The sequence below is a fragment of the Ruegeria sp. BF8 genome (assembly GCF_056538625.1).
Genome location: NZ_JBQFTL010000009.1, coordinates 1 through 16,102, shown reverse-complemented (window position 1 = coordinate 16,102; position 16,102 = coordinate 1). Strand labels below are relative to the sequence as shown.

The window sequence follows — 16,102 nt, the reverse complement described above, 5'->3', positions numbered from 1 at the left end:
CTGACCCGCGCCGCCGCTCTTAGCGAGTGGCGTCAGCTTTGTTCCGGATAGGTTCGCGGTTTCCGCGGCAAACTGAGACTGGTTCGAATTCGTCTGACAGCACTGATTGAACGAAATCATTAGCAACTGTATTTCTCAGGGGGTCTGAGCCGACCAGTTTTGCCGAGATTTGAGGAGTGCGTTTGCGATTGTGACGAGCTTTCTGGCGACTGCTGTGATGATGACTTTGTGTGGCTTGCCCGGGTCGCGCAAACGATCTGCGAAGATCTTGAGATGCGGATTGTGATGACTCGCGACGAGAGCAGCCTGGAACATGATGTGTCGTACCTGTCGCCGTCCGCCACCAATGGCGCGCTTGCCGCGCATCGCACCGCTGTTGTGAGCAATGGGAGCCAGGCCCGTGAGCGCAGCAGCTTGTTCTCCCGAGAGTTGGCCCAGTTCTGGCATTTCCGCGATCAGCATAGTGCTGGCAACGGGGCCGATCCCGGGGGCAGAACGCAAGATACCAGCGGTTTGTGCAAGGCCCTGATCTGCGGCGATGGTCTGCGCAATCTGGTCTTCCAATTTACCGATCTGTCGATCCAACAGCGCCCTCAGCTTAGCATCAACTTCAGTGAATATCCCATCCGTTCCCAACTTCTCATGCGCCTTGATCTGCGCCAGAAGTCTCTTGCGCGTCTCGACAAGTTGCGCACGCTTTGATGCCAAGGCTCTGAGAAGGCGCAATTTCCCATGTGGCAGTTCGCGCCCTGCGTCTGGTCGAAATGCCATGAATCGCGCAATGAGTTCCGCGTCGATCCGATCCGTCTTGGCGCGTGTGCCATGGCTGGCAGCGAAGGCTTTGATCTGAGCTGGCGGCAACTGCCGAGTCGCGATACCGGCTGCATCCAGCGCGGTCCACAGACGCCATTCCTGCCCTCCAGTCGCCTCGAAACAAACAAGCGCGTGCGTTGATTGTGCCAGACCAACAAGCTGCGCGTGGCCCTCATCGCTGTTCGGGAGCCGCAACCTACGAATGTCCGGCAGACAATGAACGTCAAGCCAATCGCGGCTGACGTCTATGCCGATGATCTGTTCGTGTGATACTTTGTTCATACCCTCTTCCTTCTGCTCCGCGGTCCAGACCGGCCGCATTCAACTGTTCGAGACGATGACGAGAGACGGTGCTGGCTCGCTAGGAAACGTGGTCATGCCACAAGGCTCAGACGCCATTCACCGCCCCGTCAGTAACCTCGGCAAAGGTTGCTGACGGGGGTTAAGTTAGCAAACTCGAGATACAGAAGGCTCAGGACCAACAAACCTCGCTCGCATAAAGTGATCGGCTGGCTGCGCGGAGCTGCAACTTTTCAATTCGGGCACAGGTCTGCCTTGGTTCAGGGGATTTAGGCTCGCAATGTTTCGCCGCCCCGGATTTCCGGAGCGGCGGTTGTCATGTGATACTTGGAGGGGTCGGTCTAGGTTTCAGGAGTTCGCGTTGCAGGTCCCCCATTTTACGTCGCCATTGCCATCATTGGCCTGCTGGATGAGGTCGGCGCAGACAGGACCGTCGAAGGCCTTCGTGTCCTCAATGTTGAAAGTGATCGTCTGAGCCGTATCCATGGCGCGGGTGCGAATATCCCCATTGTCCAAGTTGTACTGGAAGCTTACCCAGGTGGGGTAGTCATCGCCTGCGCCGTTGTCCTGCGGGTCCTGGATGTTCAAGGGCACGGTCACCGAGTAATCGAAGGCCTGCTGGATGCGGCCCAGCGTTTCGGCGTAGTTCAGATCGCTGTAATCCTGGTTCATTGACGTCCAGAGCATCCGGACATTGCGGTTGGCCGACCCGATGTCGGCAGGGATGCCTTGCCCCGACGGATTGTTTGCAAGATCAAATTGGGCGGCGTACTCGCGCTGGTCCTGCTGGAGCGGGCTGTTGACCATGACCCGCAGATCGCTGTCGGTATCGCCGGTGTAGACGACCTCCAAGCCACCTTCGTTGAGCTGGAAGAGTGCAATATGGCCGCTTTTGTCGACCGCCGAGAAGTGCACGCCGTGGTAGCTGTCGCTGCCGCGCATTTTGCTGCCCCATGCGATCTGGAACTCACCCGCTTCGTGTCCGGCGACGACCTCGGCCACGGTGGCGTAGTTCTCGGCGATGAATGTCGTCAGGTCTGCCATGTTGACCGCTGGCGCACCACTATCCTTATGCTCGGTAACGAAGGGTTTGGAGTCGTTCATGTAAAGGCCCATGGCGCTCAGGCCCTGGTCGTTGATTGCCTCGGCGGTGACACCGTGGAATGTCTCGTGCTCTTCCATGGCAACCGTGTGATACTTGACGGTCCATTCCTTTACGTTGGCGTATTCGGCAACATCAGAGGAAGCGCGGGCTTCGCCCTCCGGGTGGACACGGGCATAGGCGCCAAGACGGCTGCCGCCCCAGTCCAGCGAACGGGTCACGATTGTGCCATGGTCCGTGTCGGCAACGAAGCGCGAACAAGCATTGGCTGTGACGGCAGTGGTGGTCACAGTGGCAGCCAGGATGGCGGTGATGGCGGTGGAGGTCCAGGAGCGGTTCTTGGTGCTGGAGGCTTTCATCTTTCTGTTTCCCTTCGGCTTTTGCGGATCTGTCCGCGTTTTCGATGATTGGGACTTAGCCAACGGTGTGATGAAGCGGGACGTCGACAACTGTTAACAACAGTTGGGCGATCAGCGCCGAACGCCAACCGATCCACCCGATGGGGAGCAATTTTGCAAACAGGTTGCAAGCGCGGGCTTGCGGCTTAGAGTTTAGGGGTTGAAGCTACAGAGGCTGACCATGAGAGACCAACCGAGCAACGAAGAGATAGCCCAACAGCTTGAGAAAATCCTGGCATCGCCTGACTTTACGGCTGGCCCAAGGATACAGAAATTCCTCGCCCACATTGTAAACGAAGAGCTTGAGGGTCGGGGCGAGTTCCTCAAGGGTACTGCTCTCGCGATGGATATATTCGGACGCGGCGCCGATTTTGACTCAAACAATGACTCCATTGTCCGAATCGAAGCGATCAAGCTGCGCAAGGCAATTGAACACTACTACCTGACAGCTGGTGTCGCCGACGAGATCATAATCACCGTTCCGAAGGGCAGGTATCGCCCGCAGTTCGTGCGGCGCGCGGTAGAGGAAAGCAAAATCCAAAAAAGCATCCCGCGTGGACTACCAACACTCGCAATCTTGCAGTTTGAAGGTGCGGACTCCGAAAAAGCCCTGATTTTCCGAGAAGGGTTGCCTGAAGAGATCGCGCTCGAGCTCGCCCGCTTTGGCCAGATCAAAGTGTTGTCAGGTTGGCACACCGACCACTCAACGCGGGAGGTGGGGCAACAAGAACTGATAGAGAGTTCAGACTACATCTTGAGAGGCAATGTCCGGGAGGCTGGTGGGAGCCTGCGTGTGTCAGTTCAACTCGACCGAAACCCTGGAAAAGCTTTAGTCTGGTCCGACAGGTTTCGCGTTTCCGGAGATTCAGAAGATCCCTTCGATGTGCAGGAACAAATTGCACGGCAATGCGCGACCCGTATGGCGGACGCCTACGGCGCAGTCGCCGAAGATCTCAATGCGCAATACTCCGGGAGGCGTGCGGAAGATGCAGGTGTCTTTGAGGCCCTTCTGGCGTTTCATGCACACATGCGGACTTCACGCCGATCCAGTCTCGAAGAGTTCAGTGACCTCATCGACACCGCGCTACGCGACAATCCTTCGAGCGGGTTGGCCCACGCGCTCAAGGCCATTGCACTAATCGAGGAAGCAGCTTTGGGCGCCCGGTCTGCGGAAGATGTTGTCTCCGATGGAAGGAGCCATGCAGAAACGGCCATCGCGTTGGCACCTAACTGTCAGGAAGCTCTCTACGCCGCTGCGAGTTTCGCGCGATTTCACGGTGAGAACACCCGGTACGCCAACCTGATAGAGCGCGCTATCGAGGCGAACCCGAATGCCACGTTGTTGACTGCGATGGTGGGAGGTTGGCTCGCCGCAATCGGGGACACGCAAGAAGCGACAGCCATGATCGAAGGCGCAAGAGAACACAACCCGCTACTGCCAATCTGGATCAACATCCCTTGTGCGCTCGATCCCTTCATGCGGGGCGAATACGAGGTGGCCTCGGATATGATCAGCGAGGTGGATGGCCGTGACAATCTGTACGACTGGATGCTGATTGCCGCCATGCATGCAATGGCCGGGCGAATAGATATGGGGAAAAAGGCTCTGGCGGCATTCTTCGAGGCCGGGGTCGACCCAGAATATTTCCTGCGTTCGATCCCGCTTGCGGAGCCTGTCGCAGGACGCATCGAGCAGGGGATTAGCGCTCTACTCTCCGTTAAATGATCTCCAACCGAATGCGGACGTTGGAAATTGGCGCTGTGTTTTGCTAACGGCTGCCCCTTCCGTCAGACGGTGGAAAAGTCGTCATTCTTGACGTTCGATATGGCGGTTCCAACCGGTGTGAGCCCGTGATTCAAGGGCGATGGGAGGAACGCACGTGTCGCATCTGTTTTGGCTCAAGTCAGACCACGTGAACCGCATCAAACACCTTTTCCCGAAACCTCGCGGGGGTGGACGATCCGACGACCGAATGGTGCTTAGCGGTATCATCCATGTCATTCGAAACGGCCTTCGGTGGCGAGACGCTCCGGCGGATCATGGGTCGCACAAGACGCTCTAAAATCGTTTTGTGAGATGGTCTCGCATGGGTATCTTTGCCCGTATCTTTAGGGAACTGGCTCAGCCAGGACAGGATGGTGAAACCATCATGATCGACAGCACTCACCTGAAGGCACACCGAACAGCGTCAAGCCTCTCAAAAGGGGGGCTCGAACGCGTGCCATCGGTCGCACAAAGGGCGGTTTGAACAGCAAACTGCACACGGTCTGCGACAGACGTGGATGGCCACTGACGTTCTTCCTCTCATCCGGCCAGATGAGCGATGCAAAGGGTGCTATGGTGTTGCTGGGCAGCCTTCCACGAGCCAAATCACTCTTGGCAGACAAAGGGTATGATGCAGACAGGTTCCGTGAGGCGCTTGCCGAACGCGGCACCGAGGCCTGCATACTGGCGCGACGTGGTCGAAGAAACCCGGCTGAACATGACACCAAGCTATATCGTCAGAGCCATCGCATCGAGAATCTGTTTGCCAGATTGAAAGACTGGTGCCGTATCGCGACGCGCTATGACAGGTGCGGTGACTTGTTCCTGTCCGCCATATGCCTTGCCGCGACCGTCATTTTTTGGTTGTGGGATGCTGTAACGGGGCCTGCGTCACGCACGACCGTTGCCACTTGCCAGATCAGCACCGCGCTGTCGCCATTCCCGTATTGAGCCCACATGGAGGATGACGGGATGAAATCATTTGTTGGACTGGATGTATCGCTTGCGAAGACCTCTATTTGCGTGATCAGCGAACACGGCCAGATTATCAACGAAGCAGAGACTGAAAGTGAACCCGTAGTTCTGGCGCGCTGGTTTGATGAACTTGACGGCAGCATCGCTGCGAGTGGCCTGGAGGCCGGGCCACTGTCGCATTGGCTGCACCGTGGGCTGACCGAAGCTGGCCTTGATGCGGTACTCATGGAAACGCGCCAAGTGAAAGGTGCATTGAAGGCCATGCCGATCAAGACGGATCGGCGCGATGCCGAGGGGATCGCTCGGCTGCTTCACCTTGGCTGGTTCCGCCCGGTTCACTGCAAATCGGTCTCGGCTCAAGAAACCCGCGCCGTTCTCGGTGCCCGCAAAGCCATTCAACAAAACATGATCGCCTTGGAAATGTCGCTGAGAGGACTGCTGCGGAACTTTGGCCTCAAGGTGGGCGCGATCTCTCGCGGCAGATTCGAGGCCCGCATTCGGGAATTGGCAGATGGAAATCCCATGCTGGAAACCGCGACCGCACCAATGCTGCGTGCCAGAGCATCTCTGCGACAGGAACTGGCCGGTCTCGAAAAGCGCGTGCGCAAGTTGGCTGGGGATGATCCAGTATGCCTACGCCTTATGTCGATGCCTGGGATCGGTGCAGTAGTAGCGTTGACATTCCGTGCTGCGGTCGATGATCCGGCTCGCTTTCGGTCGTCAAAGAGAGTTGGTCCCTGGGTTGGTTTGACGCCTTCACGCAATCAGTCCGGTGAACGGGACCTGTCAGGCGGTATCACCAAAGCTGGTGACGTGAATCTGAGGCGGGCGTTGTGCCAAGCCGCAACCGTCATGATGAACCGTGGCCGGTCGACTTGGTTGCGAACATGGGGCGCCCAATTGGCTCAACGCCGCGGTCGTAAAATCGCAATGGTTGCTCTCGCACGCCGCATCGCTGTCATACTTCATCGGATTTGGATCGACGGCACCGAGTTCCAGCCCGATGAGGCACCGAAAATGACCTGACCTTGTCGTTGCCTTACCCGTTGCCTGCTTGAGCGCGGGCTTTCGAGGTCCCCCAGGGACGTGGTTCCGATGATGCCGTGGTCAGGACTGTCGCTATTCTTTGCCAAGCACGCCTATGAGATGGGCACATCGGAATTACATCGAACCAGCATCATGTTGGCAGCCATCGCGCTGACCACGAACCGAAGCAAGTACCCAAAGGATCTCAGCCGAAAGCCGCTAGAAAAGGCGGAACGGACACTAACAATACCAAGGTAGCCCCTCCGGCGGATCAATTGTTATACCCAAAACCGCTTGACTGAAGCGACCCCGTTACCGAAGTCCTGACCGTAATGAGTTTCTCGTGTCCGATTTCACACCAACCCAGACCCGGTCAAAAAATACTTAATAGCGTCAACGATGTAAGCGCACCCTAAAATACCAAACAAGAGGGGTACGAGCCAAGACGCGGTAGTGCTGATGAATCGGTTGAATGATTTCAGGCTATCTACGATCGAGCCCCCCATTAGTTGGTAAGCAAGCGGAACCAACAGAAATGGAATGGCGAAGGCGATATTGTAGATCAGCAATCCAGCTAGCTTGGACTGGACGTGAAAACGATACATCTCATTTATGAAACCAACGTAAGGAACCGCGAACGGTATCCCGACTATGCAGATGCTTGCGCCCATGAGAAATGAAGGCAGAACTCCTTCTTCTTGTCGGATAGCTTCAGACTTGCCCGATTGCTTTTTCATTGAAGCATTTATGCTTAACGTAAATGCAAGTGTAAGAAAGACTATTCCCAGTAGAAACCCAACTACAAAGTAAATTGGTATCGGATTCACGAATGTATCAATGAAAAAGTCTACCACCGGAGCAATGAACTCTGCCAACCCGTAAACTATCAAAACTCCAATCAAAAAATATGCAGCCGTATGCCCTAGTATCAGTGCAAGACTGCTTGCAATCGGCTTCGCGCCGGTTAACGCGATAGCAGTCGCTGCCAAAAGGACTGGGCTGACCACGTCAACAAGCAGTATAGGTATTGCAACGATCCATACATCATTCATCTAATAGCGCCTTTTGGTTTTATCGTAGCAGCGCCGAAAGCAAATATCTGACGACGGTTTGAGACTAGTACCAAAGTTGAGAAACTGGAAAGACGCCCCAGCTTGGCACAAAGGTCAGAATCCTCGAATAAAATTTTCCGATACCTATGAAGGCGATGCGGCTTTGTTGCGCAAAGGGCAAGAAGCCCAGACGTCCCCTTTCCCCAGACGCACTTATCCAACGGGCTCTGTGACAGGTACGCCGAGCGCGGTGTAGCCGTTCAGCACGGCGGCTCGGATCTGGAGTTCGGCGACCTGACGATCGAAGTCGCGCGCCATGAGGCTCTGCCCCAGTAGCTTCACGCAATGCATCTTCGTCTCGGCGCGGCTTCGGCGGTGGTATCCGCTCCACTTTCGCCAGAGCGCGCGGCCGAGGTATTTCGATGCGCGCAGGGCCTCGTTCCGCGCAATGGCGCCCGCGGTCGACGGCTTCCACGGCTTGGCGTTCTTGCGTGGCGGTATGACGGCATGGGCGCATCGCCGACGTTGCTCCCAGTGATTTCGATGGCTCGAATCTCCAGCGTCTGTTCGTCGACACCGATGTGGATCTTGCGCCACAGACGGCGTTTCGCGCCACCATGCTTGCGGGCGTGCCACTCGCCTTCGCCCTCGGCCTTGATGCCGGTGCTGTCAATCAGTAGGTTCAGCGGGCCCTGCGAGCCACGGTAGGGGATGGTCACGGCCAGAGCCTTCTGGCGCCTGCTCAGCGTGCTGAAATCCGGCACCGCCCAGTCGAGGTCGACCAGGCGCAACAGGCTCTCCACGAACCCGGTCGTCTGCCGGAGGGCCATGCCGAAGAGCACCTTCATCGTCAGGAATGTCTGGATCGCGGCATCGCTATACTGCGGCTGCCGGCCTTGCTTGCCGGTCGGCGGCGGCACCCAGGCCATGTCCGGATCGAACCAGATCGTCAGGGAGCCACGCTGCTTCAGCGCTTCGTTGTAGGCCGGCCAGTTCTTGGTCTTGTAGCTCGGCGGGATGGGTCTGCTCATGTAGACCAGCTACCACGCTGGATTCACGAGATGAATCCCTAACTCAGTCCTTTGCGCAACAAAGCCAGGCGATGCCATAAAGGCACTACGAGCACTTTAGGGTCAACTCCCTCGTGTCCAACGTCTCTCCAACAATACTCAAAAAGCTCTTAGCGTGTTCGTCTAAAGCGTCTCTCAGGGATACCGTTGGAGACTAAAACCGTTAACTGTTTTCCAACTGTAAATTACCTGCATCACGAGCGCGCCCATTCTTAATTCTTTTTTTTGTGAAAAGAGTACGAGGCGCGAGGCATGCAGTCTTTCAAACTTTTAAAGTTACTGAGAAAGCAATATCCTTTGACCACTGCATCGGCCCACAATCTGGTCATGCGAGCGAGCGAGTTGAAGCAGGCGCGATTGCACCAAACCTGGATCGAACTGCATGGTTCTAACAGAGAGCAGTTAGCGTTTGAAAGTGCGCTGCATGATACTTTGACTTGGGCTGCGTATGAAGCACACGCACGTAACGAAGAGGAGTTGTTGAATATTTTCGCAAATTTTATGGCCCTGTTTTTGCACGCCTGTCCAAGTTGGAAAAATGTCCGGCACGAGATCATCGACTATCTGAAAAATGCCAGCACTAAAGATGTATCCGCGTTGCTAGATGCGATTGAACGCGTCCAATGTGAGCGGTCTGCCCTCAAACGGCATGGTGTGACAATGTCATTAAACCGCTTTTGGGTTGACCAGTTTTAATCCCCCCCGGACTCTTTGATGAGTTTCCCGGAGTATTTGCCGCGTAAAAAAGTTAGCCCGGCACGACGCTGATTTTCACCGGACAGAAACATTGGTTGCGTCGGTTCAACTAACAGATACACCGGAGTTAAATAGGGTCGGGACCCTAGTGTTGAGCTTTCATGGCCAACAAGCATCATTGGCACGCCGTGTTCATTCTGCGGTCGAAGAGGGAAAGAATATGTGCCGCCATCACCATTACCAGCCAAATCAAAGACGAGCTGATATTTTCGGCAGCGGCAAGTGGCAAAACCGCAAACCCAAATAATATTGAAACGAGGTCACTTGCCTGCCAGCCATCGGAAAGGAGGTCAGGCAACAAACCAAAAAAGCTGCCGAACGCGCCTGCAATGAATGTTGACAAAAGTCCGCCAACCAATGCTGTGACCCATCCTCCAAAGCCTGAACGACCAAACATTGGAGCCAGCAGAAACCCCATGAACGCCCCACCTATGGTCATTGCGATAACATAGCGTATCACAAGCCCGAAATTCTGTTTTGCCCAATCGTCACCCAACCCGCCGGGAAGGTCGCGAGAAAGGAAGAGCAGGAATAAACTGGCCCCAATCACGGCCATTACCAATGTTGCTGCTCGTCGTGGTGTTTTTTTTGGGGATTTTGCGACTGTCATTCAATCGGTCCAATTCGAGTGGGATTTTGAAGGGCGCGAAAGGAAGCGGCTTTGTGGTACGGTATTTTCGCAGATACTGGTCAAGCGTATCAATGTACTTGTTAGATCATACAATAAAACGCGAGCGCGAGGCCAATGAACGGGCAGGGGAAATGTATCCTTGCCCAACTACCTGGAACTGTAGCGCGTATATGTCGCTGTGAAATTCTCAGGCGCTGCTCAATCGTATCAAACGGAAACAGTTGACGACCGTGGCGAGCAAGTCACCGCCTATTAACAAATAAACAAATTTGATTATGATCGCCTTACAAAGGCAGCGAGGTGTTCCATTATGAAGCGGTTTTGGCAAGTTCTCCTATCTTCAAATCCAGCACGTGCATTTTTCCCTGTTTCGACACATGTTTCAGCGGTTCTCGGCGCTCTGACATTCATTGCAGTTTCGATAATCGGCGGCACAGCGGCGGCTCAGTTTCCAATTGCGGGAAGCTACGGGTTGGGTGGCGGGTTGGGACAAACCTCTGCTGTACTGCCTCCTCAGGGAACCAGGGTAATCGAAAATGGGTGGATCAACTACGATATCCAACGTTATGTCGATGACAACGGAGATGACATCGGTGCACCCACGCCCACAGTCAACGCGGCCCGGTTGACCTTCAGATATGTTTTTCGTGACGTCAGGATACTCGGGGCCGATTATGCGGCAGGCGTTGTCCTGACTTACCGAGATCAGATATTGCGGCCTGAACCCGGGTCGGGGACAGACTACCATCTGGGAGACACAGTTGTCACACCAATCGCGTTGGGGTGGCATCACAATACCTGGCACTTTCAAACGTCCTACACCTTTTGGGCCCCAACCGGAGAATTTGAAGCGGGTGGAAGCACCAACACCGGCAAGGGCCTGTGGAGCCACATGCTGTTCGTGGGATCAACATGGAAGCAGGATGCGAGCTTGCCTTGGGCGGCAACGTTTCAGGCACGTTACGAAACGTTCGGACGGCAGAAAACCACCGATATTCGCCCAGGTGACGTCCTGTCATTGGAGTTTGCTTTCGGAAAAGAAGTCGCCCGGGGCTTCAATCTGGGGCTTTTAGCAGCAAGGTCATTCCAGGTTTCAAGGCAAAGCGGGACGCCCGGAGGTAATCCCTCAAAATATGAGATCAATCTGGTCGGAGCCGAAGGTGTCTGGAAACCCAAAGATCTTCCAGGCGCTCAGATCGCCTTGCGCATGGGGAAGGAATTTGACAACCGAAACACGACGGAAGGCTTCGCGACCCTGCTGTCGATTGCCTACGCATTTTAACAGGTGTGCGTGGGGTCATTCGGTGAATCGTTTTCCTTCAAAGGCAAAATGAGAAAAGATCGTGCCTGCGTGGCGATTTTGGCTATGAGTGTAGGCTGTGCTGCGACAGCGCAAAGTACTGATCCGGACGCTTCAGAAGCGGCGGCACGCGCAGCATTGTCAGTTTTGAGTATTGCTGCCACCCCAAACGAAACAATGTCTTCTTTTTCTTTTCTAAGGGCGACTGGCGACACGAAAAGCTTCAGATCAAGCCAACTCCGAGGCGGGTATTACCCACTCGAAAATGGCTTATATCTTGAAGGGCTTGTGGCTTATCAGAAATACAACCCGGTGCTTTTCTTTCCAGAAATTGCACCTGGTGTCGATGTGGACGTGACCTGGGCAAGTGTAGCGGCAACCTTTGGTGTAGGCTGGGAGTTTCCGTTGAAAAATGACTGGCGCATTCGTCCGGTCGGGCATGTATCATTCGGCCATGTTACGGCTGATGCTTCAAGTATTAGCTTCCCGTTGCTTCCGGTCAATTCGCAGACGGCGGATTCAGTTGACGGAAACCTGAATGCACTGGGATTAGGGGCATCTGTCGCAGTATTCAAGGAAGCACAAATTGGCCTTTGGCAGGCAGAATACCGATTTCGCCAAACGTTTCTGGAGTTTCACCCAATTGACGAACCACAAGCCGGTGGGGCCAAGGCCAACTCCAACCAGACGACGCTTTTTTCTCGCCATCGCTATCCTTTGAAAGATGTCAGGTTCTTCAACTTGGCCACTCTCCTCGTTTTGGACGCTGGGCTGGTGTATTATCATGGGGATGCCGCAAAGGTTCTGGACACTGATTGGTTGGCAACTGCCGGCGTCGGCATCGAGATTGACACAACCGGAGTTGGTATTCCATCGGTACAAGCCGGGCGGATCATGCTGAATGGTATAATCGCCGAGGATTTTGACGGATTTTCCATAGGCTTGGGCCTCAGGTTTTAGCGTCGCGCTCAACTTTGAGCTAAAGATAATGTTCGGACGTAGGGTCAGGACTCATAGCCAAAAGATAACGAGGGCTGCGAGGGCGATTGCTGACAGGAAGACCTTCGGGCACCTGTCGTATCGGGTTGCCACACGCCGCCAATCCTTCAATCTGCCGAACATGATCTCGATCCGGTTGCGCCGTTTGTAACGACGCTTGTCGTACTTAACCGGTTTCTTCCGCTGCTTCCGGCCAGGGATGCAGGCGCGTATCCCTTTGTCTTTCAACGCTTCCCGGAACCAATCGGCGTCATAGCCGCGATCACCGAGCAGCCAATCGACATCCGGCAGGCCGCTCAGCAGTGCCCGTGCACCAATGTAATCGCTGACCTGACCGGCGGTGATGAACAGGTTGAGCGGACGTCCTCGGCTGTCGCAGATGGCATGCAACTTGGTGTTCATGCCGCCCTTGGTGCGCCCGATCAGGCGACCACGCCCCCTTTTTTGACGCCCAAACTGGTCGCGGTACGGTGGGCCTTCAGGTAGGTGGCATCGATCATCACGGTCTTCTCTTCGCCGTGTTCGGCAGCCAGACCGGCCATCATCCGGGCGAAGATGCCTTTGTCGCTCCACCGCTTCCAACGGTTATAGAGCGTCTTGTGTGGGCCATACGCCGAAGGGGCATCGCGCCATCTCAACCCATTGCGATTAATGAATATAATGCCGCTCAACACACGTCGATCATCAACGCGTGGCTTGCCGTGGGACTTGGGGAAGAAAGGCTCAAGACGCGCCATCTGCGCATCCGTCAGCCAGAAAAGATCAGACATGGTCACCGCTCGAATTTCGAACCGTGAATCACGCAGCCAAGCGGAAATCAATGGGTCCTGACCCTAATAAGATCGCTGCGTGTCAAACCGGAGTCCTGTAAAACGTTTTTAAAGGTACGGGCATCTGACAGCCGTTCCTCGAACATCCGGGCAAAATGCCGAAGCCATGCGTTATCGACGCCCATGAGCATTTTCCTTCAAGTGCGCAGCGGTCCTGATGCAGGATAATACTCGATTGTTTGTTGGCGGCAATTCGTGCGCCACTTGACGACGCTCTTACATTGCTAGACCCCGGCTAATATGTTTCTTGCGATTTGCCGGGGCCAGGTTGTGATGGACTGAACGTCAGAAGCGGTAGTTGACCCCAAACGTAGCAGTTGTCGTTTCCAGGTCGTACTGACCATCAGAGCTGTCAAACCTTTCTTGTGTGACCTCACCAAATATCGAAACGCCGTCAGATATTCGGTGTTCCAGCCCGGCACCAATTGAGGAACCCCAACGGTCATTAACGTCTCCGCCCCGGACATATGAGGGCCCGGCGGTCACGTAGGCCAAGGTGTTGCCAAAGGCATATCCTCGCTTTTCACGGGGACAAAACGCATGGTGGGACGGCTCGCAGCCTCACAGATGGCCTCCGCATCGGCGGCATCGTTTTTCTGCCGCTTCACAAACGGTTTTACATACGCAGGTGGGATGAGCCTGACATCGTGACCAAAGCGACCAATCTCCCTGCCCCAGTAGTGCGCGCTAGAGCAAGCCTCCATCGCAACCACGCATCTCGGCAGCGTGGCAAAAAACTCAAGGACCTGACCTCTGCGCAGTTTCTTCCGAAGAACAGGGTGACCTGAGTGATCTGCTCCGTGCACCTGGAAAACGTTCTTCGCCAAATCCAGGCCAATCATGCTAATCTCTTCCATAGACGCCTCCGTTCAGGTTGTTTGCAAACCCACAACGGCACATCGAGGCCAGCGGGGGCGTCTACACCTTCAGAGCCTCCTAAACATAGCGGTGGACCGGTTCAGTTGGGGAGGCTCGGTTCCGATTTTTTTGTGCAAATTGATATTCCTCACGTATGATGGAACCACTAACAGGGGAGACACAAGATGAAGTATATTTCTGCCAGTGTACTGGCGCTATGTGCCAGCATTGCTCATGCCCAGGATGCCGCAGACCTAGTTTTGAGAAATGCTTTCGTTCTCACTATGGACAAGGAAAATCCCGAGGCACAAGCCGTTGCCGTACGAGGCAATCAGATCGTGTATGTTGGCGACGTGAACGGCGTGGAAAGCTTAACCGGCGAGAACACCGAAGTTCTTGACCTGACCGGCAAGATGGTGCTCCCCGGCTATGTCAGCGCCCACGACCATGTTCTTGGCTCCGCGTGGTCGACACTAGGCGTCGATCTGAATGCGGCAAAAGACAAAGAAGAAACACTGCAGATGCTGCGGGACTACGTGGCGGAAAACCCGGATCTGCCGATCGTTGTCGGCCAAGGATACAATGCAACCCTTATGGGGGGGGCGCCGACTGCCGCTGAGTTGGATGAAATCATCCCCGACAAGATCGCGATTATCATCGACTTCACCATTCACGACGCTTGGCTGAACACCAAGGCGCTCGAAGCCGGAAACATTACTAAAGATACGCCGGACCCGGTGCCGGGGGTTACTTACTGGATCAGGGATGACGACGGGAACCCATTGGGCGTCGGCAAGGAAGGATCGTGGTTTCCTGTCTATACGAAGGTCGCTTGGGATCCCGAGCGAATGATCGAGGAAAGCCGCGAAAAACTTCAGCCGCAAGTGGTCGCAGGCGGCACAACAACAGCACTGATTCCTGGTGTTGTCACTCCGAATTTCACAAACGCACCTGGCATGTTCGATGATTTGGAGATTTCCATGAAGGTGCTTGAAAAAGCGCTCGCCGACGGTGATTTGCCAGTGCGAACGTTTGTTCAACCGGCCTACAAGGACGCGACAGCCGATCCGGTTGAATTTGCGGCGCGGGCACGTGCAATGGCCGACAAGTACAACGGTGACTTGTTTCGCGTACATGGCATCAAGTTACACCCCGAAGGGACATGGAGTGCCGGCGCGGTTCTGATGCTGGAGCCGTTCGAGGGAACAGACAATATAGGCATCTCGGCGGTGAAACCGGATCAGATGAAAGAGGTCGTCAAGGCCGCAAACGACCAAGGTCTAGATGTTTTTGCCCATGTTGAAGGGTCGGGCACTGTGCGTGGGATGATTGACGCGATCCTTGCGTCGCGCGACTCCGGCAACGCGGACGAGCGCAATGCGCTGCATCACTATCAGATCGTTCATCCTGATGACCAGCAACGCATGATCGACAACAGCATTCCGGTAAACATCACTCCGATTTTTTCGGTGGATTGGGCTGGGCAGGATCAGGACTTTCTCAGCATGTTGGGTGACACGCGGACGAACGAGCGTGTTTCTCAATACAGGCCACTGGCCGATGCCGGGGTCAGCGTCAGCCTTGCAGGAGATTACCCATCCGCGCCGATGTCGACCAATAGTATGCTCTATCAGATCTATACTGCGGTTACGTTCAAGAACCCCCTGGACCCTGCGAACTCTAAGAAGTTCCCAAATGGTGCTGCCCCGCTGGACCTGATGCAGGCGATTGAGGCCGTAACAATCAATCCTGCTTGGCAATTGAGAATGGAAGACAAGCTGGGCTCCCTAGAGGTGGGGAAATTGGCCGATATTGTGATTCTGGACCGAAACATTCTGGAGTTGGATAGCCCCGAAGAGCTGCTGACGACCACGGTTCAAGCAACGATTATGGATGGACAATTCCGCCATCGGGATGGACTATAGTCGCGGCCAATACGACCGAAGTTCAGAGGCACTCCACAATATGGAGGTGCCTCTTTTTTCGTTTTGACCCAGATGTTTCAGTGGCATTGCCAACTTGTTTGCGCGTACTGAACTGGTTAGGCCTCACGCATGAAGATGCCGTCCAAGATGCCTCGCCTGAAGGTGTCACTGTACCCTAATAAACCAGAATCCAACCAGAGGTCTTGTCAGAAGAACTTGTCTTGAGGCAGGCAGGACGGTTGCGTAGCTTTTGCCCATGACCAAACCTGCCTCTTTCAAGTACTTCAAAACCAGTCCCGAGG

At 54.9% G+C, this 16,102-nt stretch carries 12 protein-coding genes and 3 pseudogenes; 7 read left to right on the top strand and 8 right to left on the bottom strand.

The window, feature by feature from the left end:
* Positions 1–135: 135 nt before the first annotated feature.
* Together ACR0LD_RS18915 and ACR0LD_RS18910 are read right to left on the bottom strand one after the other, a co-directional pair.
* The gene (locus ACR0LD_RS18915) at positions 136–1,095 is read right to left on the bottom strand and encodes an IS110 family RNA-guided transposase (RefSeq protein WP_480638460.1); all 960 of its coding nucleotides are present in this window, start codon (positions 1,093–1,095) and stop codon (positions 136–138) included.
* A gap of 366 nt (positions 1,096–1,461) precedes the next feature.
* Positions 1,462–2,574 (bottom strand): linear amide C-N hydrolase, encoded by a 1,113-nt coding sequence (locus ACR0LD_RS18910; RefSeq protein WP_480638458.1) that lies wholly within the window; start codon positions 2,572–2,574, stop codon positions 1,462–1,464.
* 220 nt (positions 2,575–2,794) lie between these two features.
* Between ACR0LD_RS18910 and ACR0LD_RS18905 the strand changes: the two genes are divergently transcribed.
* The 3 genes and pseudogenes from ACR0LD_RS18905 (at position 2,795) to ACR0LD_RS18895 (ending at position 6,379) form a co-directional block, all read left to right on the top strand.
* Positions 2,795–4,339: a hypothetical protein gene (locus tag ACR0LD_RS18905; RefSeq protein ID WP_480638456.1), complete on the top strand. Its 1,545-nt coding sequence runs from the start codon at positions 2,795–2,797 to the stop codon at positions 4,337–4,339.
* 154 nt (positions 4,340–4,493) lie between these two features.
* Positions 4,494–5,245, top strand: a pseudogene (locus ACR0LD_RS18900) (IS5 family transposase); the annotation flags it as partial.
* A gap of 105 nt (positions 5,246–5,350) precedes the next feature.
* On the top strand, positions 5,351–6,379 hold the full coding sequence (locus tag ACR0LD_RS18895; RefSeq protein ID WP_480638454.1) for an IS110 family RNA-guided transposase: 1,029 nt from the start codon (positions 5,351–5,353) through the stop codon (positions 6,377–6,379).
* Between the two features lie 353 nt (positions 6,380–6,732).
* Here the strand turns inward: ACR0LD_RS18895 and ACR0LD_RS18890 are convergent, their stop codons facing one another.
* Both ACR0LD_RS18890 and ACR0LD_RS18885 read right to left on the bottom strand, forming a co-directional pair.
* Positions 6,733–7,431 carry a hypothetical protein gene (locus tag ACR0LD_RS18890; RefSeq protein WP_480638452.1) on the bottom strand — a complete coding sequence of 233 codons (699 nt, stop codon included), beginning with the start codon at positions 7,429–7,431 and terminating at the stop codon, positions 6,733–6,735.
* Between the two features lie 213 nt (positions 7,432–7,644).
* Positions 7,645–8,462: pseudogene (locus ACR0LD_RS18885) on the bottom strand (IS5 family transposase).
* 291 nt (positions 8,463–8,753) lie between these two features.
* Here ACR0LD_RS18885 and ACR0LD_RS18880 point away from each other — a divergent pair.
* Complete coding sequence (locus ACR0LD_RS18880) at positions 8,754–9,197, top strand: hypothetical protein (protein ID WP_480638451.1); 444 nt, start codon at positions 8,754–8,756, stop codon at positions 9,195–9,197.
* A gap of 175 nt (positions 9,198–9,372) precedes the next feature.
* On the opposite strand, the gene ACR0LD_RS18875 is transcribed toward ACR0LD_RS18880, so the two are convergent.
* Positions 9,373–9,867 (bottom strand): hypothetical protein, encoded by a 495-nt coding sequence (locus tag ACR0LD_RS18875; protein WP_480638449.1) that lies wholly within the window; start codon positions 9,865–9,867, stop codon positions 9,373–9,375.
* A 331-nt stretch (positions 9,868–10,198) separates the two neighbouring features.
* Between ACR0LD_RS18875 and ACR0LD_RS18870 the strand changes: the two genes are divergently transcribed.
* Together ACR0LD_RS18870 and ACR0LD_RS18865 are read left to right on the top strand one after the other, a co-directional pair.
* Positions 10,199–11,170, top strand: a complete 972-nt coding sequence (locus ACR0LD_RS18870) for a SphA family protein (RefSeq protein WP_480638447.1) — start codon at positions 10,199–10,201, stop codon at positions 11,168–11,170.
* A gap of 48 nt (positions 11,171–11,218) precedes the next feature.
* Positions 11,219–12,148 (top strand): autotransporter domain-containing protein, encoded by a 930-nt coding sequence (locus tag ACR0LD_RS18865; RefSeq protein WP_480638445.1) that lies wholly within the window; start codon positions 11,219–11,221, stop codon positions 12,146–12,148.
* A 51-nt stretch (positions 12,149–12,199) separates the two neighbouring features.
* On the opposite strand, the gene ACR0LD_RS18860 is transcribed toward ACR0LD_RS18865, so the two are convergent.
* The 3 genes and pseudogenes from ACR0LD_RS18860 to ACR0LD_RS18850 all read right to left on the bottom strand — a co-directional run.
* Positions 12,200–12,957 (bottom strand): IS5 family transposase gene (locus tag ACR0LD_RS18860; RefSeq protein WP_480638444.1). Its coding sequence is split into 2 segments (ribosomal slippage): positions 12,200–12,621 and positions 12,621–12,957, totalling 759 coding nucleotides; the frame shifts between segments, so codons are not numbered across the junction.
* Positions 12,958–13,302: 345 nt separating this feature from the next.
* A complete protein-coding gene (locus tag ACR0LD_RS18855) occupies positions 13,303–13,503 on the bottom strand; it encodes an outer membrane beta-barrel protein (protein WP_480638462.1) in 201 nt (66 codons plus the stop codon).
* 26 nt (positions 13,504–13,529) lie between these two features.
* A pseudogene (locus ACR0LD_RS18850) lies at positions 13,530–13,874 on the bottom strand (IS110 family transposase); the annotation flags it as partial.
* Positions 13,875–14,060: 186 nt separating this feature from the next.
* Between ACR0LD_RS18850 and ACR0LD_RS18845 the strand changes: the two are divergent.
* Positions 14,061–15,800: an amidohydrolase gene (locus ACR0LD_RS18845; RefSeq protein WP_170442136.1), complete on the top strand. Its 1,740-nt coding sequence runs from the start codon at positions 14,061–14,063 to the stop codon at positions 15,798–15,800.
* Positions 15,801–16,102: the final 302 nt, after the last annotated feature.